The following is a 21,686-nucleotide window of genomic DNA, read 5'->3' on the forward strand; positions in this document are numbered from 1 at the left end:
TTTATTCCGGTATGAATGACCCAACCACTTTGCCGCATATATGCGTCTCCTCCGTAATATCGATGATTGGATATTGCGGATTGATTGGTCTAAGAAATTGCCGTCCAGCGTCTTCTACTAATATCTTAAACGTTGCTTCGTTTGTGCGTGGCACTCTGGCAATTACTCGATCTCCGGTCTTTGTTTCCGCTTCTGGATCCACAAAAATGATACATCCTGTTGGGTAGCTGCGCCCAGGCCCTGGATTAGTCATCGAGTCACCGAGAACCTTCAAGGCATAGCCATGGTTGCTAATCGGAACCGGGCACGATAGCCAAGAGTCACTATCATAACTCTCGATGTTGGAGATCGCCTCGCACCAAGCCCCAGCTTGAACCCATGAGATTAATGGCACCTTACCGAAGCGCTGATTGATTTCACTAACGTTGCTCAAGTTTGTAGGGTCAAGAGCACAAACGTTGCCATGGCCAGTCTGCTCTTTCGGCAGAACCCCATACTCAAGCCATTCCCGCCTGACACCAAGCCATGAGCAGAGGGCAGACATACTGTCCGCTTCAGCCATCGCTTCGCCATTTAACCACTTGCTGATGGCCTGAGTCGTTTTATCAACGCCTAAGCTTTTCAACTGACGATGAATATCCACTCCTCGACCACGGGCGCGTACGCCGGCATCGTCGAGAGCTTCGTGTAGGCGCTCGCTGAAAGCTGCGCGGAGGGAATTTTTATCAACCATGAGTTGAGAGTCTCATAAAGGTTGCGCAATAGTCAGTTGATCTATAACATCAACCGCGAGTTGATAAATGGAGGTTGTCATGTTGGCCCCCGCAGATTTTCCGAGCGCAATTGCGTTCGCGTTTGAAGCCGTAGGCGGCATCGGGGCCGCTGCGAAGGTATGCAATAGAAGCTACCAAGCACTGAACAAATGGCGTCAGGCTGCATGCCTGCCCCGAACGGATTACACAGGTGAAACCCAATACGCCGAGCTGTTGGCGACTGCGGCGAAGCAGAAAGGCAATGCATTCCAAGCGGCTTGGCTGTTGAACGCTTCGGCCCCACAAAAAGCCGCAGCGTAGCTAGAAAAAAGGCGACCCAAAGGTCGCCCAGTTCCTCCCGGCACGCACCACCACAGCGCTGTCGGGTCGCGATAGAGAAAGGCGGGCACACCACATGCAACCACCGTTCTTTATCGCGCTTTTCCAAGGCTCGGAAGCCTTGGTGTTGCTGCCTCTTCCACCACAGATTTGGCAGCTGTTGCGCCAGGGGTGAACAACGGATTGCTCGCCCCGGCACGGTGCCGGTATCGATCCCGAAGATCTAGCCGGCGTTTGGGCCCTTTCAAGCCACGCGGCAAATGTATCACCACTGCATGTCGCGCGGCACTGGCAACTTACAAGGATTAATGCCATGAGCCGTATCGCTCTGAGTTCTGTTGAGCGGGCGCAGCGGGAAGTTTTGCCGCTCGATCTCGCGCTTTACCATGCCGCTCGGGACTACCCCGGCGGTGCCGCAGCCATCGCCGCCACCACCGGCCGGAATGCGACCACGCTGCAGCATAAGCTTTCTCCAACCCACCCCAGCCACACGGTAAACATTCAAGAGTTCGGCGAGATTCTGGAGCTGACCAAGGATCGCCGCATTCTGGATGCGGTGCATGCATTAGTCGGTGACACGACTTGGCAGGAGCTGGCTGAGGCGTACACCAACGATATGCCCGAGACGTTGACCACCGGTATTGCCGAGTACTTCCGGCAGGTCGCGGATCTGGCTGATACCTGGGCCAAGAGCATTGGCGACGGTGTGGTTTCTGATGAAGAACTGGCCGCGATTCGCCTGCAGGTGTTTCGAGGCATTCAAGGGCTGTTGGGGCTGTTCAATCGCGCTACCTACGTCAATCAGACGACGCGGGGTACTGATCGTGGTTGATATCGTCGACTTCGCTAATGACTTGGTACAGGAGCGCATCGATCAGGCGCTGGCTGCACGTCTTCTCGCCGCCAAGCCTGCTTTGGCGGCACATTCGTTTCTGTACTGTGAAACCTGCCATGGCCCCATCCCAGAGGCTCGCCGTTTGGCGCAGCCCGGCTGTACCCAGTGCGTCGACTGCCTTTCGCTCGCGGAATTGAAAGGGGCACGCCATGCTCGATGAGGTACTGGTGCAGTTCGCGGATTACGGTCTTGAGCCAGCGCAGCCATTGGTGTTCGGCAAGCTGACCCGCTGCAAGACGACACAAGACAAGGGCAAGGAAAAGAACGGTTGGTATGTCGTTCATGAGCAGCGCACTGCGAAAGGGGAGACGCTGATCTTCGGTGCGTTCGGTGACTGGCGGTCGGGCGAGTCTCAGAAGATCAAGGTCAAGGCTGGGCGGATGTCTCCTGAAGAGCGCGAGGTTATGCGCGCTCGACAGGAAGAGGCCAAGCGCCGGGCGGCTGAGATCTCGGCCAACGCAGCACGTCGAGCGGCAAAGCGGGCGGCGGTTATGTTCAAGCGCATGCCGGAGAAGGGCCGTAGCGACTATCTGGACCGAAAGCAGATTGTCGGCTTCGGCGTTCGGTATGCGCCGCGCACCGGCGCGTTCCTGGTACCGATGAGCAATGTGCGGGACGAGATTGTTGGCCTGCAGGTGGTGTTTCCGACCAAGCAAGAGGACACCGGCCGGGACAAGTCCTATTGGCCTTACGGCATGTCGAAGGAGGGCGCTTTCCATCTGATCGGGCCTCACCCTGATCCGGGCGAGCCGGTGCTGGTTTGTGAGGGTTACGCGACCGGCGCAAGTCTGCATATGGCCACGTCACTGACCGTCGCCGTTGCGTTTGATGCGGGCAACTTGCTAGTGGTTTGCAAGGCCATGCGAGAGCGTTTCGCCGGTTGCCCGCTGATCATTTGCCGGGACGATGACTGGAAAACCACAAAGCCGAATGGCGATGCGTGGAACCCCGGTGAGGAGAAAGCAAACAACGCGGCGCTGATTGTCGGTGGCCAGGTGGTCGCACCGATCTTTTCCGGCGAGCGGGAAGCGAAGTGGACCGACTTCAACGACCTGCATGTTGCGGAAGGTTTGGAAGCTGTGCGTCGTCAGGTGCTGGCGGTGGTCAAGCCGCCGGCTGCTGGTGGTTGGAAAGATCTGCTTGCACGTAGCGAGAGCGGCGCGCTGATTGCGCACATGCAGAACGTCGAATTGATCCTGGCCAACGATGAGCGTTGGGCCGGGGTGATCAGCTACAGCGCGTTCAGCTCGAAGATCGTCAAGCTACGTGCGGCGCCCTATGGCGGCGGCACGGGCGATTGGGCTGACATTGACGATGTTCGGGTTATGAAGTGGCTCGCGCAGCAGTACAACTTGCGGGTCAAGGCATCGCATGTGATCGAGGCGGTGAGCGTAGTTGCGCATGACCATGCGTTTCATCCAGTGCGGCAGTACCTGCGCAAGCTGCAGTGGGATCAGGTGCCTCGGCTCGAAAGTTGGCTCACGGACGTCATGGGCGTGAAGGCAACAGATTATTCGGCAAAGGTTGGCAAGCGCTGGATGTTGTCGGCCGTGGCGCGGGTGATGAAGCCGGGTTGCAAGGCTGACTCGGTGATGATTCTGGAAGGTGCGCAGGGCGCCGGTAAGTCGACGGCGATGAGCATTCTCGGCGGCGAGTGGTTCATGGACACGCCGTTTGCGCTCGGCGACAAGGACGGCTTTCAGGCGATCCGCGGCAAGTGGATCGTCGAGCTGGGCGAGCTGGACAGCTTCAACAAGGCTGAGAGTACGAAGGCCAAGCAGTTCTTTTCGGCGTCGACCGACACTTACCGCGAGAGCTACGGCCGAAGAACGATGGACGTGCCACGCCAGTGTGTTTTCGTGGGTACGACCAACCAAGATGAGTACCTAAAGGACGCCACCGGCAACCGGCGTTACTGGCCGGTCGCGTGTACCAAGGTGGATCTGGAGTTGTTGCGCTCGATGCGCGATCAGCTGTGGGCCGAGGCGGTGTTCTGCTACGACGCGGGCGACCTCTGGTGGGTGACGCTGGATGAGGCGGCAATGTTCGGCGAAGAGCAGGACGAGCGTTTCGTTGTGGATGAATGGGAAGGTCCGATTCTGACTTGGCTCGAGGAGTCGCAGATCGGCGAGACCATCACCGGTAGCGACATGCTCACCAGTGCGTTGAAGTTGGACTTCGGGCATTGGGGCAAACCGGAGCAGATGCGCGTCGGCGCGATCATGCATCGGTTGGGCTGGCGGCGTGTTCGGTTGCCGGCGTTGGCTAAGAGCGGCCTGCGGCCCTGGGCTTACAAGAAGCCGACAGGGTGGGGCGGTGCCTCGGCGTTGCAGCGAGTGGAATTCGAGGAGCCTTGCTTTGATTAAGGAGATCGATTCGCTGCTTCGGTTGTGGGCGCAGGAGCTGCACTCGGAACATTCGAAAGGGGGGCTGGCTGGGGGGAATATGGTTGCCATGATGATGGAGAGCAACGGGCAACTTATCAGGGGGCGGCGTGCCTTCCGTGCGCCGCTTGAGAGTTCGTTGGACATTGAGCTGATCGTGACCAAGCATCTTGCGCCAGAGCTGGTGAAGGTGGTGCGTGAGCATTACTGCACGCTCGATGTGGATATGCGCCTGCGGTATGCCCACTGCGGTTGTGGCCGCGATACGTACTACCAGCGTTTGCATGATGCGCATCTGCAGATCTACTGGGTGCTGATGGGGGCGGCTGCGTGACCCCAGGCAGCGCTCCGGTTGTGGTTGTCCCACTGGCCCGTCTTGTCTCGCTGCGTTTTGATGCAGTGGGACACGTGCGGGCCTTGCCGTTGTTGGGTTGTCCCACCGTCCCGCCTAGAAGTGCCTCCCGCCCGTGTGAGCGTAGCGGGCGAGCACTACGCGCTTACGCGCGAACGCGTGTTCTTTAAATTTCTTCCTTTACACGAGAAAGGAGAAAGATAAGTAGGACAGTGGGGCGAAGCCCCGAATTTAGGCGCTCTCAGGCGTCCCACTTCGATTCAGAAAAGTGGGACGTATGGGACACCACCGTCACAACAGATTGCCGTGGTGGTGTATTCACCGACATTCGCTAGGCGTTCACCCTGCGTTACCCACTTATTCACCGGGTGGCATTAAAACAGGGTTGCTGCCACCGGAATCGACCTGTAAAAAGTAGTTATCTTCGATAGGTGCGACCGCAGAGAGCGGCAGGCACCACACCACCAAACCCGGCCATTGCGCCGGGTTTTTGCGTTCATGGGGTAGGCGATGACAAGCGAGCAACAAGCACTGGCAGAAATGCCGATCTGGTTAGTGATCGTCCTGGCTCTGGTCGGTGGCGTATCGGGGGAGATGTGGCGGGCAGACAAGGACGGGGCGCGGGGCTGGGCGTTGTTACGCAGGCTCGCGCTTCGGTCGGGTGCCTGCATTGTCTGCGGGGTAACGGCGATGATGTTGATGATTGCCGCCGGGATGTCGCTGTGGACGGCGGGGGCGTTGGGTTGCCTAACGGCGATGGCCGGCGCGGACGTTGCCATCGGATTGTATGAACGATGGGCTGCCAAGCGACTGGGCCTTAGCGAAGCCCCGCCAACCAGGGGCGGGCAGATGTGATGCACCGCCCCGGCGCCCCGGAAACCGCCGGGGACCCTAGGGGTATCTGAGGGGCACGGGGTCGGAAACCCGCGGGAAAGTGTTAGCGGGAGCGCCCCCAGCTTACTGAAATTTCAATCATTGAAATCTTGAAAGGATTCATTGAAATACGTTGAAAAAGGAGGGCTCATGACAGAACCAACCTACCTGTCGAAGAGTGCCTTCGCGGCCCGGCTCGGCAGGTCGCCGAGTTACGTCACCTGGCTGAAAGACAACAACCGTCTGGTGCTATCGCCCAACGGCAAACAGGTTGATGTGCATGCCACCGAAGCGCTGATTCGCGACACCGCAGACCCGAGCAAGGTCGCCGTCGCTGAACGACACCAGCAGGACCGGATTCAGCGCGACGTTTACAGCCAACTATCCAGCCAGGCCGAGCCGACTTCAACGGCTGCGCCGCCGCTCACGATTACACCTGCGGGGCAGCTCCCCGACTTTCAGAAGGCCCGAGCACTGCGCGAGCACAACTTGGCACAGCTCGCTGAGATCGAGTTGCACAAGGCCAAGGGTTCGCTGGTTGCCCTGTCGGCGGTGCAGTCCGGCGCTTACAACGCGGGTCGCATGCTGCGTGATCAACTGCTGGGCATGCCTCCCCAACTGGCTCCAGAACTAGCGTCGATGACCGACCCCTGGGAAATCGAAAAGCACCTCACCGCGGCGATCCGCCGCTCGCTGGAAGACGCAGAGCGCACGTCTTCAGCGGACCTTGAACACGCACTGACCACGAGTTAATCCTATGCCCACAGAAATCCCTGACGGTGCAGAGGTGTACCGCGAGGCGTATTTTCGTGGGCTACGGCCCGACCCGGACGTCTGGATCGATCAGTGGGCCGATGAGTACATGCGCATCCCGCGTGACACCGGCGCCGCTGAGCCGGGCCAGTACCGCACTTCGCGTACACCATATGCCCGCGAGCCCATGCGTTGCCTTTCGCCGGCTCACCCCTGCAAGCGCGTGATCACGATGGTCGCGTCGCAGTTAATGAAAACTCAGATCGGCCTAAATTGGATTGGCGGCCTGATGCACATGGCACCGTCGAATATCCTGGCGTTACTGCCAAGCCTCGGCCTGGCCAAACGGGTGTCCTCGCGGATCGGTAAAACGATCAAGGCGACGCCGGTACTGCGCGAGCGTGTCGCGGCTAACCGCTCGCGGGATTCGCGTAACACGATGGACACCAAAGAGTTCGAGGGTGGCACGTTGTACGTCACCACTGCCGGCTCGGCCGCCAACCTGTCGGAGCTGTCGGCGCGCTACGTTTACGGCGACGAAATCGACCGCTGGGAGGTCGACCTCGGCGAGGAGGGCGATCCCATTGAGCTGGCGGAAACCCGGGGTAGTACCTTTGGCCGTAACGCCAAGTTCTACTTCTCCAGCTCGCCAACGATCAAGGGCGCCTCGCGAATCTCCGACCTATTCGACGGCAGTGACCAGCGTCATTACTACGTGCCATGTCCGTACTGTGGGCACATGCAGGTGCTTGAGTGGGAGAACCTTCTCTACTCGGCCGACTTTAGCGTAGTGCATTACAAATGCGCGGCGTCCGGGATGGACTGTGACGTACTGATCGATGAGTACCACAAGGGTGAAATGCTCGCCAAGGGCGAGTGGCGCGCTCATGCCGAGGGGGACGGCGAGACGGTGGGTTTCCACCTTAACGCGCTGTATTCACCGCTCGGTTGGATGGACTGGAAGTCGCTGGCCAAGCAATTCGAGAAGGCAAAAAAGGCCCAGGCCAAAGGCGATCTTGAGCCCATGCAGGTGTTCTACAACACCCGTTTGGCGAAGGTGTGGGACGCGGCTCAAGAGCAGACCAAAGCCGACGTTCTGAGGCAGCGCGCGAGGTTGGAAGGCTACACCCTTGGCTCTCTGCCGGCGGCGGTGATGATGATCACCGGCGCCGTTGACGTTCAAGCCAACCGGCTGGAATTCATGGCCATGGGCTGGGGTGTCGGCATGGAGCGTTGGGTCGTCGACTACCAAGTGGTCTCCGGCGATCCCGCAGACGAGCGCACATGGGCGGCGCTGGACGAATTACTCAAGGCCAAATATCGCCATCCGTGCGCTGTCGGTCTGGGCATTCTTGCGGTGGCCGTTGACTCCGGTGGTCACCACACCGATGAGGTCTACCAATTCTGCCGCGTTCGTCGCTGGCGGAACGTCTTCGCCATCAAGGGGGCGAGCAAACCCGGCAAACCGGTCATTGCTCAACGCCCGTCCATGGTCGACGTGACGTGGAAAGGCCAGACCGAACGCAACGGTGCCGAGCTTTGGTTCGTCGGTACTGACACAGCGAAGGACTGGATCTACAACCGCTACCCGTTTGAGTCCGGGCCGGGCGCGTTGCACTTCGCGAAGGACCTGCCGGACGACTTCTTCGACCAGTGCGTAGCAGAACGCAAGGTCGCCCGTTATGTGCGTGGCCACAAGCGCATCGAATGGGTGAAGGGCAAGGCAGAGCGCAACGAAGCGCTCGATCTGATGGTGTATTGCCTCGCCATGGCGCATTACCTGGGCCTCCACCGATATAAGGAACACGACTGGGAGCGCGTGCGTCAGTCCTTGGCGCAGTCCGGACTGTTTGACGAAGCGCCGGGCATCAAGCCCGTTCAAGGTGAACGGGTCGATGGACTTGAACTAACTACGCCTGTTCGGCCTCCGGCTTCACCACCAGTTGCTCCGGTCGTGCCACCGCGCCCAGCAGCAACACCCCCTCAACGCCGCAGCTCCACCAGTGGCTACCTGAAGAGACGCTGATATGTCATTTACCAAGAAGCACCTCGACGCGGTTGAGGCGGCCATTGCTCGCGGTGAGAAAACTGTGCGCTATACCGACCGCACCGTGGAATACCGCACTGTCGACGAACTGCTTAAGGCGCGTGAAGAAATACGCTCGTCGCTGGTCAACGCTGCAGGGCCTCGCTCGCGCGTGGTTCGGCTGTACCACGCAGGGAAGGGGATCTGATGGCCCGACAGTTTCCAACGCTTACCCGTAACGGATTTGTGCTGCCGTCCAACATCAAGGCCAGTTACGAGGGCGCCGGAGAGGGCCGTCGCTCCACTGGCTGGGATGCGTCCGACAACGGGATCAACAGCATCAACACCCCGGCACTGCGCAACCTTCGGTCGCGCTCACGGTCAGCAGTTCGCAATGACCCGTATGCCTTCAACGTCATCGACAAGCGTGTCAGCAACCTGATAGGCACGGGCATCACCCCTCGGCCGACAACCGACGACGATGCATTGCGCAAACTTCTGCAGGAGCTGTGGGCGGATTGGGTCGATGAGTCGGATGCGGATGATCGCACCGACTTCTACGGCCAGCAGGCGCTGGTGGCGCGCACGGTGGAAACCTCGGGCGAATGCTTCGTTCGGTTGCGTCCACGCGGTCTGGATGAAGGCTTGGCCGTTCCGCTGCAGCTGCAGATCCTCGCACCGGAATTTGTGCCGCACGACAAATTCGAGACCACCAAAAACGGCAACGTCATCCGCGCTGGCATCGAGTTCACTCCCGGCGGCAAGCGGGTGGCGTACTGGATGTACCTCTCGCATCCGCGCGATGCAGCCTCGCTGAACGCCGGCTACAACCAGCTGGTCCGCGTGCCGGCTGCTCAGGTGCTGCACATCTTCGAACCGGTGGAGCCTGGCCAGTTGCGGGGTGTGCCGCGATTGTCGCCGGTGCTCAAACGCCTGCGCAGTCTGGACAACTACGACGACGCGGTGCTGTTCCGTCAGGAAGTAGCCAATCTGTTCGCTGGTTTCATCAAGCGCCCGGCTCCGGAGTCGGGGCAACAACCCCGCGACCCCGTTACCGGCGCCTTGCTGGATCTGGACCGCGATGGCTACACGCCGATGGTTGCGCTCGAACCCGGCACTATGCAGGAACTAGGGGCAGGCGAGGAGGTTGAGTTCTCCAAACCGCCAGACGCCGGCAACAACTATCCGGACTTCATGCGGCAGCAACTGATGGCTGCTGCAGCGGGGTCGGGTACGCCATACGAGATCCTCACCGGCGACATGCGCGGAATCAACGACCGAGCGCTTCGGGTGGTGCTCAACGAGTTTCGGCGCCGTCTGGAACAACTGCAATTCAGCGTGTACGTGCATCAGCTCTGCCGTCCTGTACGGGCGGCGTGGATGGATATGGCGGTGCTGTCTGGTGTTCTGGTGCTGGACGATTACGCACAGAAACGCCGCCAGTACCTGCGTACCCGTTGGGTGCCACAAGGCTGGGCCTACATCCAGCCAGTACAGGACGTGCAGGCACGCCGGATGGAGGTACAGGCCGGGTTTTCCTCTCGCAGCGAGATGGTGCTGCGCACCGGTTACGACGCTGAAACGGTCGATCTTGAAAACGCCGCCGATCTGGCACGGGCCACAAAACTGGGTCTCAACTACAACACTCTTGATGCCGTCGAGGACACCGACGACAAGGAGCAACCATGAGCAAGAAAGCGCGACCGCGCATTTACAACCGCGCAGGCAAGCGTGTCGAGGTTCAGGACAAGACCTGGTACGCCCTGCAGACCAGCGGAGAAGCCACCGAGCGAGTAATCGAGGTTTTCGTCTATGGCGAGATCGGCGCGTGGGGCATCACAGCCAATCAGTTCGTGCAGGATCTGCGCGCCATGGATGATGGTGTGTCCCCGGTGATCGCCGCATTCAACAGTATCGGCGGTGACCTGTTTGACGGTCTGGCCATGCACAACGCGCTGTCGCGGCTGGGCGAACGCTGCACCGGGCGAATCGATGCACTGGCCGCGAGTGCGGCCAGCGTCGCCGTGTGCGGTGCACACCGCGTAGTAATCGCTTCCAACGCGATGTTGATGATTCACAACCCCTGGACCTACGCCGCCGGTGACGCTGAAGACTTCCGCAAAGTCGCCGACGTTCTCGACCAGACCATGGAAGCGATCATTGCCGCGTACAAGGCCAAAGCCCCCGAAATTGATGAGGTGGAGCTGCGGCGTTTGGTGGCGGCTGAGACCTGGCTGACCGCCAACGAAGCGGTGGCTCTGGGCCTGGCTGATGAGGTGGGCGACGGCGTCAAAGTCAAAGCTTGTCTCGGTCAAGGCGCGGTGCTGCAACGGTTCCAGAACGCGCCGCCTGAATTACTGGCCCAGCTCGATGAGCCACCTGAATCGGAACCCGAATTCGAACCTGTCGATCCGCCGCTTGTGCCGCCTGTAGTCGACTCGGCCAAGTTGGCACTGATGATCACTCAGCGCTGCACGGCGGCGGGCATCAGCAACTTGATCGAGCCGCTACTCAGTTCGACCAAACTCGAAAGCGAGGAAATTGTTCTCGCCGGCCTGGCTCGCGCCAAGGCGGTGAACGACCTCTGCGTCGCCGCGCGTCTGCCGGAATTCAGCGCCGAGTATGTCACGGCTGGTCTGGATGCGGCGGCGGTGCGTGCGCGTCTGTTCGACAAGATCGTCACCAGCGGTAAGGGCTTTGAAATCGACAACAGTCTGCCGCTGGCGGACGACCCAGCGCCCAAGGTGCTGGCCAAACAACCTGACCCCAACTCGATTTGGGCTGCTCGCCAAGCGGCTCAAACAGGAACCGCGCGCGGCGCGAAAGGAGCACGAGCATGACCATCAAACAGGAACCGATGCACGCAGGTGAATTCCTGCTGTCCGAGGGCGCCGGCACGATCTCGCGCGAAGCGATCAATGTCGCGGCGGGTCCAGCATTGTGGCCCGGACAAATTCTCGGGCTGGTGACTGCCAGCGGCGAATTCGCACCGTACAACCCAACGGCAGAGGACGGCAGAGAAAACGCTGTCGCCATTCTGTACGGCCCGCTCGGCGAATCCGACGTGGTGCGTCGCGGTCGCGCCGTGGTGCGGCTGGCCGAGGTCAGCGAAGCGCACTTGACCGGACTCGATCTGGCCGCTGAGAAAGCCTTGGCCGCACATTCGCTGATCGTCCGCTAAAACATTTTCCTCTTTATTTTGCATCCCGCCGCGTGCGGGATTTTTCGTTTCTGGAGAGTACCCATGGCCGATATCGCCATTTTTGACGACGAAGCGTTTACCGTTACTTCGCTCACCGCTGCACTCAATGATCAACCGTACCTGCCAGGGCGCATCAGCGCCTTGGGGCTGTTCCGCGAGGAAGGCATCACCACCCTGACCGTGCAGATTGAAAAGGACGGTGACACCCTGGCCCTGGTGCCTGCTGGTGAGCGTGGTGGTTCTGGCCTGGTGGTTGCTGCCAGCAAGCGCAACCTGATCCCGTTCAACACCGTGCATCTGCCTGAGCGCTTCACGATCAAGGCGGATGAGATCCAAGGCATCCGCGCCTTCGGCACTCGCACTGAGCTGCAGGCGGTGCAGGATGTGGTCAATGCACGCCTGGCAAAGGCGCGTCGTCAGTTGGACGCCACGCATGAATTCCAGCGCATGGGCGCACTCAACGGCCAAATCCTCGACGCTGATGGTTCGACGGTGCTGCTGGACTTGTATGAGCGCTTCGGTGTTCAGCGTCAGAAGTTGTCCATGGGGCTGACTGAAGCCGGTACCGAGCTGCGGGTCAAATGCGGTGAGGCGCTGGACATGCAGGAGGATGCGCTGGGCAGCGTGACCAGCACCGGCTCGCGCGCCTTCTGCGGCAAGAACTTCTGGAACAAGCTGATCGTTCACAAGTCGGTCAAAGAAACCTACCTCAACAGTCAGCAAGCGGCGGCCTTGCGTGGTGATGCGCGCGAAAGCTTCGAGTTCGGCGGCATCATCTGGGAGCGCTATCGTGGCAAGGTCGCCGGCGTGTCTTTTGTCCATGACGACAAGGCGCTTCTGGTTCCGGAAGGCGTGCCAGATCTGTACATCTCGGTGTTTGCACCGGCCGACTACATGGAAACGGTCAACACTCAAGGGATCCCGTACTACAGCATGATCGAGCCGCTGCCTTTCAACAAAGGCATGGCCGGTGAAGCGCAGTCCAACCCCCTACACCTGTGCACTCGACCGCGCGCCCAGATCCTGCTGGAACTCTGATCGTGGGCTTTCGCGATCTGATCGCCGACGTCGACGCGGTGGTGTTCGAAACGCTGGGCGACACTGCGCGGATCGAAGGTCGCGCAGAGCCAGTGTTCGGCATGTTTGCCGCGCCCTGGCTGCAACCCAAGTTCGGCAAGCTCAACACCGGATTGCGCGAGCCGCGCTTCGAGATCCGCGTCAGCGATTCGCAAGGTCTGGAACAGGGCATGCTGGTCAGCGTTGACCTGCCTGCCCTGGATGGCGGCGGTGACTACGACCTGATCCAGCTCGAACCGAGCGGCGACGGACTGGTCGCCCTGATTCTGAGGTTGCGGCCATGAGTGTCGGCAGCTATTTCAGACCCTCGGCCGGGGGCGGGATGATCTCTATCCAGTCCTCGGCCGCAGATTTTCAGGCGTTCCAGGACTTTGCCAAGGTGGTGCCGAAAGCGGCTGCTGCGGCGCATCGGCGCGCGATCAACAAAACGTTGGGAAGGTTGCGCACGCACATTGCCCGAGCTGTCAGCCGGTCAGAGCGCATCGCCGTAGCCGCGGTGCGTCAGCGGTTGCGCAGCTATCCAGTTTCCGGCGCGGCCGCGAGCGGCAAACTGTGGTTCGGGTTGAACACCATCGAATCCAGTCGGATCGGCCGGGCGCGGCAGACCGGCAGCGGTGTGTCGGTGGCGGGGCGGCGTTACCAAGGTGCCTTTCTCAAGAAGGTCTACGGCAACAAGCCGGACATCTGGATCCGCACAGCCAGCAAGCATTTCAACGCGGACGACTACCCGGACAGCACGGTGTCCCCCGGTCGCGGGCCAAGTTCGGGGTGGGTCGCCGAAAACGGCAGTCGTTTCCCGCTGGCCAAAGCCAAGGTGTCGCTGGAGCAAGCCCGGCCGCATTTCGACAGCTGGGTCAAAAAGGCAGATGAGATCCTGTTGGCGATTCTCAAGCAGGAACTCAACTTTGAGCTGCAGAAATACCTTAAGAGGATCGGCAATGTCTGAAGAACTGTTCAGCCTGGACCAGCTATATCGGGCGGTAGAACAGCATCTACTTACCCACTTGCCTGGCGTACGGGCCGTCACAGCCTGGCCAGACATTAAGGATCGCGTGTCGCTGCCAGCGGTGTTCGTTGAGGTGGCCGAGATCGAGCCGGGTACCGATATCGGTACCGGCGAAACCTCGCTGGTCTGCAAGTTCGAGGCTCGGATCATTGTTGACCCGATCAAGGCGCACCATCATCAACAGGCCGTGCAACTGGCGACGCAGTTGGCGGTGTTGCTGCGTTCGCAGACGTGGGGGTTGGCAGTTGACCCCGCCGAGTTTGTGCAATCGCTGCAGGACTGGACCCAGCCGCACCTGGATGGATACACCGTTTGGCTGGTGGAGTGGACTCAGCAGGTTTATCTCGGCGTTGAGGAATGGCCCTGGTCGGACGAACCGCCGGGAACGTTGGTGTTTGACGTTGAGCCGGGTGACGGACCATTCAAGCCCAAGGATTTACCGTGAGTTACGCAAGCGCCCAGCATGACCGCATGATCGCGGGGGCGGTAAAGGCTTGCTACGTGGTTGCGGTGGATCTGTCCGCTTCGCCGCCGGTATGTCGCGTGTCGGACGGCAGTGAATGGGTCAGCGCGTGGGTTCGCTGGCACAGCATCGCCGCTGGCAAGGCCAGGCACTGGCGTGCGCCGTCTTTGGGCGAGCAGGGCAGTTTGATCAGTCCCAGCGGTGACGTGTCGCAGGGCACGTTTGTCCCGGGCCTGTATGGCAATGCTGGCCCGCCGCCAGATAACCGCGACCATGTCGAGGTCTGGCGCTTCGATGATGGCGGCTCGCTGATCTACGACTGGCAGGCCAAGAGCTACACCATCACCCTGCCGAGCGGTACGGTCACCATCAAAGTGGCCAGCACCGAAGCGGTCGTAACCGATGCCGCCGTGAACGTGACCACCGGCAACATCAATCTGAAAGCGGCGGTGATGATCGAAGGGGCGTTGCACGTCACCAAGGGCATCACCAGCGCCGGCGCAATCATCGACGCCACTGGCAACAGTAATCACCACACGCATTAATTCATTCACGACAGCCCGCCCAGTGCGGGCTTTTTCATGCCTGGAGAAACACATGGCCAAGATCGATACAACCGTCGCCGAGGTGCAAGCCCCCTCGGAACCGGCAATTGCATCCTCACCGTTTTCATCGCCCGAGTTCATGAAATTCCGCGACAAGCTCTACACGTCGCGACTGTTGATCGTGCCCGGTACTGACCGTTCTTATCCGGTCGACAAGGCGACGGTCGTGGTGCCGGCCTCCGACATTGATGCGGTCAAGTTCCTGAAAGCCAGCGAAGAATTCGAGCCGTTCAAGGAGTGACATCGATGATCGGAATGGATCGCCAGACCGGCCTACCCATATCCGGCATCGAGCACCTGCGCCAATCCATTGCCGACATCTTGAGCACGCCGCTGGGCAGTCGCCGGCACCGTATGGAATACGGCAGCAAGCTGCGGCGGTTTGTCGATTTGCCCATCAACGAAGGCTGGAAAAGCGCCGTACAGGCTGAGGTCGCCCGCGCGCTCGGGCGCTGGGAGCCGCGTTTGAAGTTGGATCAGGTGCGCGTCATTTCCGTTATAGGCGGGCAAATCAATTTGCAAATCGTCGGGAAGTACCTGGGCGACAGCGTCACGTTGGAGGTGGCCGCATGAGTACCGTAGATCTGTCGTCGCTGCCAGCGCCGACCGTGCTTGAGCCTCTGGACTTCGAAGAGGTTTATCAGGACGGGTTGAGCGTGTTTCGCGGGTACATGGGTGGCAACTGGACCGCCGCGCTGGAAAGCGACCCAGTGGTCAAAGTGCTTGAGGTCGGGGCTTACAACAAGGTCGGCAACCGCGCCCGAGTCAATGACGCCGGCAAGGCGCTGTTGCTGGCGCATGCCATTCGCGGCGACCTCGATCACTTGGGGGCCAACGTCAATCTGCAGCGTCTGGTCATTCAGGCCGAGGATCTGCTGGCGGTGCCACCAGTGCCCAAGGTCATGGAAGACGACGACCCGTTTCGCGAGCGCATCCAGTTGGCCTATGAGGGTTTGACCACGGCCGGCCCGCGTAACAGCTACATCCTGCACGCTCGTAACGCCTCGGGGTTGGTGGCAGATGCCACGGCTGAAAGCCCGGAGCCTTGTTACGTTACGGTAACGGTGCTGGGGTTAGAGGGGGAGGGCGAAGCGCCGCCTGAGCTGCTGGCGACGGTGGCTGCTGCGTTGAATGACGATGACGTTCGGCCGGTCGGTGATCGGGTGATCGTGCAGAGTGCGCAGGTGATCCGCTACGAGATTGACGCCATTTTGCACATGGCCAGCGCTGGCCCGGAAGCGGATGCCAGTTTGGCCGAGGCGAAAAGCCGCTTGGCAGCCTGGATCAATCCACGCAAGCGGCTGGGCGTCGAGGTCGCCCGCTCCGCTGTTGACGCCCAGTTGCACGTTGCCGGCGTTGCCCGAGTCGAGCTGATTGGGTGGCAGGATCTGGCCCCGACCAAGGCGCAAGCGGCGTTCTGTACGCGCTACAACGTGAAGCTGGAGGGCTGATATGAAGAGTTTACTGCCGCTCAACAGCACCCAACTGGAACGGGCCATGGAGGCCGCGTTTTTCGAAAAGACGATTGTCCCTCTGCGCGACCTCTACAACGCCGATACCTGCCCGGTTCATCTGCTGCCGCATCTGGCATGGGCGTGGTCGGTGGATCGCTGGGATTACCGGTGGACTGAGGCGACCAAGCGCGCGGCCATCAAGGCGTCGTACTACATCCACAAACACAAGGGCACCATCGGCGCTCTGCGCCGTGTGGTCGAGCCGCTGGGCTACCTGATCGAGATTGTCGAGTGGTTCCAGACCATGCCCGAGGGCGTGCCCGGCACCTTCGCGCTCAAGGTCGGGGTGCTCGATACTGGCATCACTGAAGAAATGTATCAGGAGCTTGAGCGCCTGATCGACGATGCCAAACCCGTTACCCGGCAACTGACCGGGCTGGCGATCAGCCTGGAAACTCAAGGCAATTTGAATATCGCTGTGTCCGTCTACGAAGGCGACGAAATCGACGTTTACCCGCCCGTCATGCGTGACATTGAGGTGACTGGCAGCTTCGGCGTGGTCGGCCGCGAACACACCATAGACACCCTGGACGTTTATTATGATTGATGCGAATTCGCAGTTTTTCGCGATCCTTACGAATGTGGGGATGGCCAAGCAGGCGAACGCCGACGCGCTCGGCATTCCCTGGCTGATCACGCAAATGGGCGTGGGGGATGCCAACCCGAACGGGCTGGCCGACCCGCCCAACCCGGTGCCCACGGCCGGGCAAACCAAACTGCTCAACGAGTGGCGCCGTCAGCCGCTGAATCAATTGCTGGTCGACCCTAAAAACCCGGCGGTGATCATCGCTGAGCAGATCATCCCGGCCGACGAGGGCGGTAAGTGGATCCGCGAAATCGGCCTCTACGATGCTGACGGCGATCTGGTGGCGGTGGCCAACTGCGCGCCGAGCTTCAAGCCGTTGCTGTCGCAAGGCTCGGGCCGTACGCAAATCGTGCGGATGAACTTCATCGTCACCAGCACCGGCAACATTCAGCTCAAGATTGACCCGGCCGTGGTGCTGGCGACGCGGTCCTACGTCGACACGGCGATTCTGGAGGTGTTGCCCAGGAACAAGGCGGCTGGCCAATACACGCGCGTCAAGGTCAACGATCGTGGTGTTTTCGTGTCGGGTGACAACCCGCAAACGCTCGCCGGCATGGGCATCACCGACACCTATACGTCGGAGCAGGTCGACGCGGTGATTGCCAAGGCCACGGCCATGCCGGTTGGCGCCATTGTGTCGTTCCCGGTCGACAAGCAGCCGGCCGGGTTTCTGGAGCTGGACGGCAGCGTTAAGAGTGTCGCCGCTTACCCGGATCTGTCGGCCTTCCTCGGGACGGCCTTCAACAAGGGCAACGAGGGCGCCGGCAATTTCCGCTTGCCGGATCTGCGCGCTGAATTCCTGCGCGGCTGGGATCACGGTCGTGGCTACGATGTGGGTCGCGCGATTGGCAGCGCCCAGCTCGGTACGCTTGCGGTGTTCGACAGTAACTATACGGGCGGGCAATCGGTCGACATTGTGCGAGGTTCTCCAGTTGAGGCGCAGGCGGACTTATATCGCGAATCGGATTATCCGGGCGTCGGGATCACTTTCACCTCGGCGAATGTGAGTTATAGCCCGTTCCCGTCTGCCGGTGGCGTAACCCGGCCGCGTAACGTCGCGGTGATGTGGTGTATTAAGGCTTGGAGTGCGCCGGTTAACCAAGGCGTGATTGACGTCGGAGTTTTGGCCGATGAAGTGCGCAAGGCGACCGGGCGTTTTCTCGGCCTGCGTCGAATTCGGGCGACTCAGATTTACTGGTCGACGCCTGGAACCATCAGAATCCGAGTGAGGGGGCAGGGGGCAGGCGCTGCTGGCGGTGGTGCAGCATCAACCGCGGCGGGTCAGGTTTCCGCCGGCTGCGGCGGCGGTGCGGGGGCGCCATTTGATACGTGGATCACCAGCGGTTTCGACGGTGTGATGGCCACGATCGGCAAGGGCGGCACCGGTGTGCTGGTTGGTCCGGGTAACAACGGCGGGGCCACTTCGTTCGGATCACATGTCACCGCGCCGGGCGGTATCGGTGGTGGGTTGTCGGCGAACGTGGCGCCGCCGCTGTACCTGGGCCAGACGCCGAATTCACAACCGGCGGTCGGCGCGACTGTGAAAAATGGGCAGGGCAAGGGTGGTGGTGGCGTCATTGGGCCAAAAACTGACTTTGTCGTATCTGGCGAGGGCGGCCCGAGTGAAATGGGGCCGGGGGGTAATTCAATCTCAACCAGTTCGCAGGGTGCTGATGCGGTCAACCCGGGGTCGGGTGGCGGCGGTGCCGTTGCGCTTCCTTCATACCCTGCGCATTTGCGCGGCGGTCACGGTGCTGATGGTTGGATCGATGTTGAGGAGTGGGCATGAGTATTTATGCGCGGGTCTACGGCGAGCAGGTGTTTGAGCTGATCGAGACTGACGCCGATATCACGGCGCTGTATCACCCTTCCATGGTGTGGGTGTGTGTTGACGGCATCGAGCCGATGCCGGCGGCGGGTTGGAAGGCGGTAGAGGTTGACGGCGCTTGGCAGTTCTCGGCGCCGGGTTTGGCGGTCGCCCCCCTGCCGCTCGCCGAAGTGGTCGCCGCCGAACGCTTCCGCCGAGAGGGTACGGGCGTCGTGGTCGAGGGGCTCGCCATCGAGACAACTCGCGACAGCCAGGCGCTGATCGCCAGTACGGGATTGTCCGCCGTCCTCGATCCTGACTACCGCTGCAACTTCAAGACAGCAGACGGTTTTGTCGAAATCGGCGCGGCGCAAATCATCACGATTGCCAAGGCCGTGCGGGCGCACGTTCAAGCCTGCTTTGACCGCGAGTTTGCGCTGTTGCGCGCGATCGAGGCCGGCGAGTATCACGACGAGATGCTGTCGCAAGGTTGGCCGGATTCCTTGCCGCCTGATCCGGCAGAGCTGCACTAGACGCCCCGCACTGACGGGGCGTTTTCTTTTCCGTTACGCGTAACTCGAACACCCTCACAGCCTCGCACATGCGGGGCTTTTTCGTTTCTGGAGAACGAGCCTTATGACTTTTTTTCACGGCGTCACGACCACGTCGGTCGACACTGGCGCGCGCACCATCTCGCTGCCGTCGTCCTCGATCATTGGTCTGTGCGACACCTTCAAACCTGGCGTTCTGGGCGGTGGTACGGCCAAGGCAGGCGAGCTGAAACTGATCACCACGGAGCGCGAAGCCATTGCCGCCTTCGGCGCTGATTCGGCGATCACCAAGGCCTGTCAGGCGATTTACGTCAAAGCCAAGGCGGTGATCGTCGCCATTGGTGTGCCCAAGCTGGAAGATGCCGCCCTGCAGACCTCAGCGATCATCGGCGGCGTTCTGGCCTCGGGTCAGCGCACCGGTTTGCAGGCGCTGCTCGACGGTAAAAGCCTGTTCAATGCGCAGCCGCGATTGTTGATTGCACCGGGTCATACCGCGACTCAGGCGGTCGCCACAGCGCTCGATAGCTTGGCGCAGAAACTGCGGGCAATCGGCATCATCGACGGCCCTGGCACCACCGACGAGGCCGCCATGGCCTTCGCCGATAACTTCGGCAGTCGCAACCTGTTCATGGTCGACCCGGGCGTTAAGTATTGGGACACCATCACCAGCAAGACCGTCGACGCGCCGGGTTCAGCTTGGGCGGCGGGCCTGTTCGCCTGGACGGATGCTGAATACGGGTTCTGGGCCTCGCCGTCGAACAAGGAGTTGACCGGCATCACCGGTACCGGCCGCGCGGTCGAGTACCTGGACGGCGACGAAACCTGTCGGGCCAACCTGCTCAACAACGCCAATATCACCACGATCATTCGCGATGACGGTTACCGCCTGTGGGGCAACCGCACGTTGTCGAGCGATCCGAAGTGGGCGTTTGTTACCCGCGTTCGCACGCTGTTCATCCTCATGGACGCGGTGCAGGCCGGGCACAAATGGGCGGTCGACCGCTCGATCACCAAAACCTACGTGACCGATGTCACCAACGGTCTCAACGCGTTCATGGCTGACCTCAAAGCCCAGGGCGCGATCATCAATTTTGAAGTGTTCCCCGACACCGAACTGAACACGGCCAGCCAGATCGCCCAGGGCAAGGTGTATTGGCGCATCCGTTTCACCGACGTGCCGCCGGCAGAAAACCCGAATTTCCTTTTCGAAGTCACCGATCAGTGGATGACCGAAGTGATTGAAGCAGCCTAAGGGGGCGTAACCAATGATTCCTCAGACTTTGTACAACACCAACCTGTTCGTCGACGGCGTGAACTTCTCCGGCGACGTGCCGAGCCTGACGCTGCCCAAGCTGACCACCAAGACTGACGAATATCGTGGGGGCGGCATGGCCGGCCCCATCGAGATGGATCAGGGGTTGGAGAAAATGGAAGCCTCGTTTGTCACCAAGGGCGTGCGCCGCGAGTCGCTCAAATACTTCGGCCTGGCTGACGGCACCGCGTTCAACGCCACGTTCCGTGGTGCCTTCAAGGGCCAGAAGGGCGCGGTGACAGCGGTCGTTGCCACCCTGCGCGGTCGCCTCAAAGAGGTCGATCTCGGTGACTGGAAGGCGGGTGATGCTGCCGAGATCAAACACGCCGTTGCGGTCACGTACTACAAGCTCGAAATCGACGGGCGCCTGATGTACGAAATCGACATGGTCGCCGGCATTCAGGTGATCGACGGCAAAGACCAACTGCTCGAAGTGCGCAACGCGCTCGGCCTGTAAGGAATAGATCCAGATGACTCAAGCAATCGCTCAAAACCTGCCGGCCTGGCTGTCGCTCAGCGCGCACGGCGCGGTCGTGACGCTGACCCGGCCAACCAAAGCCAACAGCATCGACGTCGAGACGTTGAACCTGCGCAACCCGACCGTGCGTGAAGTGCGCGCGGCTGATCGTGCTGCCAACGGCGATGATGAACAGCGCGAACTGATGCTGTTTGCCGGTCTCGCCGAAGTCGGACTGAAGGATCTGGAAGGCCTCAAGCTGACGGATTATCGCCGCGTGCAAACGGCGTATTCGCAGCTGGTACCGAAAACCGATTATTCGGACTCGATGCCGGCATGGCTGTCGCTGACCACCGATCAGGTGCTGGTAACGCTGTCGTGCCCGAGCGAAATCAACGGCGTGACCGTCGACAAGTTGGTCTTGCGTTCACCGACCGTGGGCGACGTGCGAGCGGCCAACCGTGAGGTGGGTGGCGATGATGAGCAGCGCGAGCTGGTGTTGTTTGCTGCGTTGTCCGGCGCGTCGGTTGGGGATCTGGAGGGGCTGAAGCTGAAGGATTTTAACCGCTTACAGGCTGGCTATTTTCGCATGGACAACGACGACGGGCTTTAACCCCAGCGTGATCAAGTCGGCGGCGAAACGTCTGGCGGCGGAAACCGGGTTTTCCGCCGCCGAGATCCAGTCGATGCCGTTCGCGGACATGGTGTGGTGGCTCACGGATTGAGCTGCCA

At 60.7% G+C, this 21,686-nt stretch carries 27 protein-coding genes; 26 read left to right on the plus strand and 1 reads right to left on the minus strand.

What is annotated here, in order from left to right:
- Window position 1: 1 nt before the first annotated feature.
- Entirely contained in the window at window positions 2-733 is a 732-nt protein-coding gene (locus BLU71_RS03910; protein ID WP_083352340.1) for a LexA family protein, read from the minus strand.
- A 79-nt stretch (window positions 734-812) separates the two neighbouring features.
- On the opposite strand from BLU71_RS03910, the gene BLU71_RS03915 reads away from it, so the two are divergent.
- From BLU71_RS03915 to BLU71_RS27970, 26 genes are all read left to right on the plus strand, one after another.
- The gene (locus BLU71_RS03915; protein ID WP_083352341.1) at window positions 813-1,073 is read left to right on the plus strand and encodes a hypothetical protein; all 261 of its coding nucleotides are present in this window, start codon (window positions 813-815) and stop codon (window positions 1,071-1,073) included.
- A 331-nt stretch (window positions 1,074-1,404) separates the two neighbouring features.
- Window positions 1,405-1,923 (plus strand): phage regulatory CII family protein, encoded by a 519-nt coding sequence (locus tag BLU71_RS03920; RefSeq protein ID WP_083352342.1) that lies wholly within the window; start codon window positions 1,405-1,407, stop codon window positions 1,921-1,923.
- On the plus strand, window positions 1,916-2,146 hold the full coding sequence (locus tag BLU71_RS03925; RefSeq protein WP_083352343.1) for a TraR/DksA family transcriptional regulator: 231 nt from the start codon (window positions 1,916-1,918) through the stop codon (window positions 2,144-2,146). Before BLU71_RS03920 ends, BLU71_RS03925 begins: the two co-directional genes overlap by 8 nt.
- Window positions 2,136-4,352 carry a VapE domain-containing protein gene (locus BLU71_RS03930; RefSeq protein ID WP_083352344.1) on the plus strand — a complete coding sequence of 739 codons (2,217 nt, stop codon included), beginning with the start codon at window positions 2,136-2,138 and terminating at the stop codon, window positions 4,350-4,352. The genes BLU71_RS03925 and BLU71_RS03930 overlap by 11 nt, the downstream gene beginning before the upstream one ends.
- Complete coding sequence (locus tag BLU71_RS03935; protein WP_083352345.1) at window positions 4,345-4,704, plus strand: hypothetical protein; 360 nt, start codon at window positions 4,345-4,347, stop codon at window positions 4,702-4,704. The genes BLU71_RS03930 and BLU71_RS03935 overlap by 8 nt, the downstream gene beginning before the upstream one ends.
- A gap of 528 nt (window positions 4,705-5,232) precedes the next feature.
- A complete protein-coding gene (locus tag BLU71_RS03940; protein ID WP_083352346.1) occupies window positions 5,233-5,577 on the plus strand; it encodes a phage holin family protein in 345 nt (114 codons plus the stop codon).
- 168 nt (window positions 5,578-5,745) lie between these two features.
- A complete protein-coding gene (locus BLU71_RS03945; RefSeq protein WP_083352347.1) occupies window positions 5,746-6,348 on the plus strand; it encodes a terminase small subunit in 603 nt (200 codons plus the stop codon).
- A 4-nt stretch (window positions 6,349-6,352) separates the two neighbouring features.
- Window positions 6,353-8,374: a phage terminase large subunit family protein gene (locus BLU71_RS03950; RefSeq protein WP_083352348.1), complete on the plus strand. Its 2,022-nt coding sequence runs from the start codon at window positions 6,353-6,355 to the stop codon at window positions 8,372-8,374.
- 1 nt (window position 8,375) lies between these two features.
- Complete coding sequence (locus BLU71_RS03955) at window positions 8,376-8,582, plus strand: phage head-tail joining protein (RefSeq protein WP_083352349.1); 207 nt, start codon at window positions 8,376-8,378, stop codon at window positions 8,580-8,582.
- A complete protein-coding gene (locus tag BLU71_RS03960; protein ID WP_083352350.1) occupies window positions 8,582-10,063 on the plus strand; it encodes a phage portal protein in 1,482 nt (493 codons plus the stop codon). The genes BLU71_RS03955 and BLU71_RS03960 overlap by 1 nt, the downstream gene beginning before the upstream one ends.
- Entirely contained in the window at window positions 10,060-11,214 is a 1,155-nt protein-coding gene (locus BLU71_RS03965; protein ID WP_083352351.1) for a head maturation protease, ClpP-related, read from the plus strand. The genes BLU71_RS03960 and BLU71_RS03965 overlap by 4 nt, the downstream gene beginning before the upstream one ends.
- Window positions 11,211-11,555 (plus strand): head decoration protein, encoded by a 345-nt coding sequence (locus BLU71_RS03970; RefSeq protein ID WP_083352352.1) that lies wholly within the window; start codon window positions 11,211-11,213, stop codon window positions 11,553-11,555. Before BLU71_RS03965 ends, BLU71_RS03970 begins: the two co-directional genes overlap by 4 nt.
- 63 nt (window positions 11,556-11,618) lie before the next feature.
- Window positions 11,619-12,614, plus strand: a complete 996-nt coding sequence (locus BLU71_RS03975) for a major capsid protein (protein ID WP_083352353.1) — start codon at window positions 11,619-11,621, stop codon at window positions 12,612-12,614.
- Between the two features lie 2 nt (window positions 12,615-12,616).
- Window positions 12,617-12,937, plus strand: a complete 321-nt coding sequence (locus BLU71_RS03980) for a head-tail joining protein (protein ID WP_083352354.1) — start codon at window positions 12,617-12,619, stop codon at window positions 12,935-12,937.
- Window positions 12,934-13,599: a hypothetical protein gene (locus BLU71_RS03985; RefSeq protein WP_083352355.1), complete on the plus strand. Its 666-nt coding sequence runs from the start codon at window positions 12,934-12,936 to the stop codon at window positions 13,597-13,599. Before BLU71_RS03980 ends, BLU71_RS03985 begins: the two co-directional genes overlap by 4 nt.
- Entirely contained in the window at window positions 13,592-14,104 is a 513-nt protein-coding gene (locus BLU71_RS03990) for a hypothetical protein (protein ID WP_083352356.1), read from the plus strand. Before BLU71_RS03985 ends, BLU71_RS03990 begins: the two co-directional genes overlap by 8 nt.
- Window positions 14,101-14,667, plus strand: a complete 567-nt coding sequence (locus BLU71_RS03995; protein ID WP_083352357.1) for a phage baseplate assembly protein V — start codon at window positions 14,101-14,103, stop codon at window positions 14,665-14,667. The genes BLU71_RS03990 and BLU71_RS03995 overlap by 4 nt, the downstream gene beginning before the upstream one ends.
- 52 nt (window positions 14,668-14,719) lie before the next feature.
- Window positions 14,720-14,968 carry a hypothetical protein gene (locus BLU71_RS04000; RefSeq protein WP_083352358.1) on the plus strand — a complete coding sequence of 83 codons (249 nt, stop codon included), beginning with the start codon at window positions 14,720-14,722 and terminating at the stop codon, window positions 14,966-14,968.
- 5 nt (window positions 14,969-14,973) lie between these two features.
- Window positions 14,974-15,300: a GPW/gp25 family protein gene (locus tag BLU71_RS04005; RefSeq protein WP_083352359.1), complete on the plus strand. Its 327-nt coding sequence runs from the start codon at window positions 14,974-14,976 to the stop codon at window positions 15,298-15,300.
- Window positions 15,297-16,178, plus strand: coding sequence for a baseplate assembly protein (locus BLU71_RS04010; protein ID WP_083352360.1), 882 nt, complete (start codon window positions 15,297-15,299; stop codon window positions 16,176-16,178). The genes BLU71_RS04005 and BLU71_RS04010 overlap by 4 nt, the downstream gene beginning before the upstream one ends.
- A 1-nt stretch (window position 16,179) precedes the next feature.
- Window positions 16,180-16,788, plus strand: coding sequence for a phage tail protein I (locus BLU71_RS04015; RefSeq protein ID WP_083352361.1), 609 nt, complete (start codon window positions 16,180-16,182; stop codon window positions 16,786-16,788).
- Window positions 16,781-18,616, plus strand: coding sequence for a phage tail protein (locus BLU71_RS27420; RefSeq protein WP_162276421.1), 1,836 nt, complete (start codon window positions 16,781-16,783; stop codon window positions 18,614-18,616). The genes BLU71_RS04015 and BLU71_RS27420 overlap by 8 nt, the downstream gene beginning before the upstream one ends.
- Entirely contained in the window at window positions 18,613-19,167 is a 555-nt protein-coding gene (locus tag BLU71_RS04025) for a DUF4376 domain-containing protein (RefSeq protein WP_231982460.1), read from the plus strand. The genes BLU71_RS27420 and BLU71_RS04025 overlap by 4 nt, the downstream gene beginning before the upstream one ends.
- 103 nt (window positions 19,168-19,270) lie before the next feature.
- Window positions 19,271-20,437, plus strand: a complete 1,167-nt coding sequence (locus tag BLU71_RS04030) for a phage tail sheath family protein (protein ID WP_083352362.1) — start codon at window positions 19,271-19,273, stop codon at window positions 20,435-20,437.
- A 13-nt stretch (window positions 20,438-20,450) separates the two neighbouring features.
- Window positions 20,451-20,954, plus strand: a complete 504-nt coding sequence (locus tag BLU71_RS04035) for a phage major tail tube protein (RefSeq protein WP_064364595.1) — start codon at window positions 20,451-20,453, stop codon at window positions 20,952-20,954.
- Window positions 20,955-20,967: 13 nt separating this feature from the next.
- On the plus strand, window positions 20,968-21,567 hold the full coding sequence (locus BLU71_RS27970) for a phage tail assembly protein (protein WP_083352363.1): 600 nt from the start codon (window positions 20,968-20,970) through the stop codon (window positions 21,565-21,567).
- Window positions 21,568-21,686 lie beyond the last annotated feature (119 nt).

This window comes from Pseudomonas moraviensis (assembly GCF_900105805.1).
GTDB classification, from domain to species: domain Bacteria; phylum Pseudomonadota; class Gammaproteobacteria; order Pseudomonadales; family Pseudomonadaceae; genus Aquipseudomonas; species Aquipseudomonas moraviensis_A.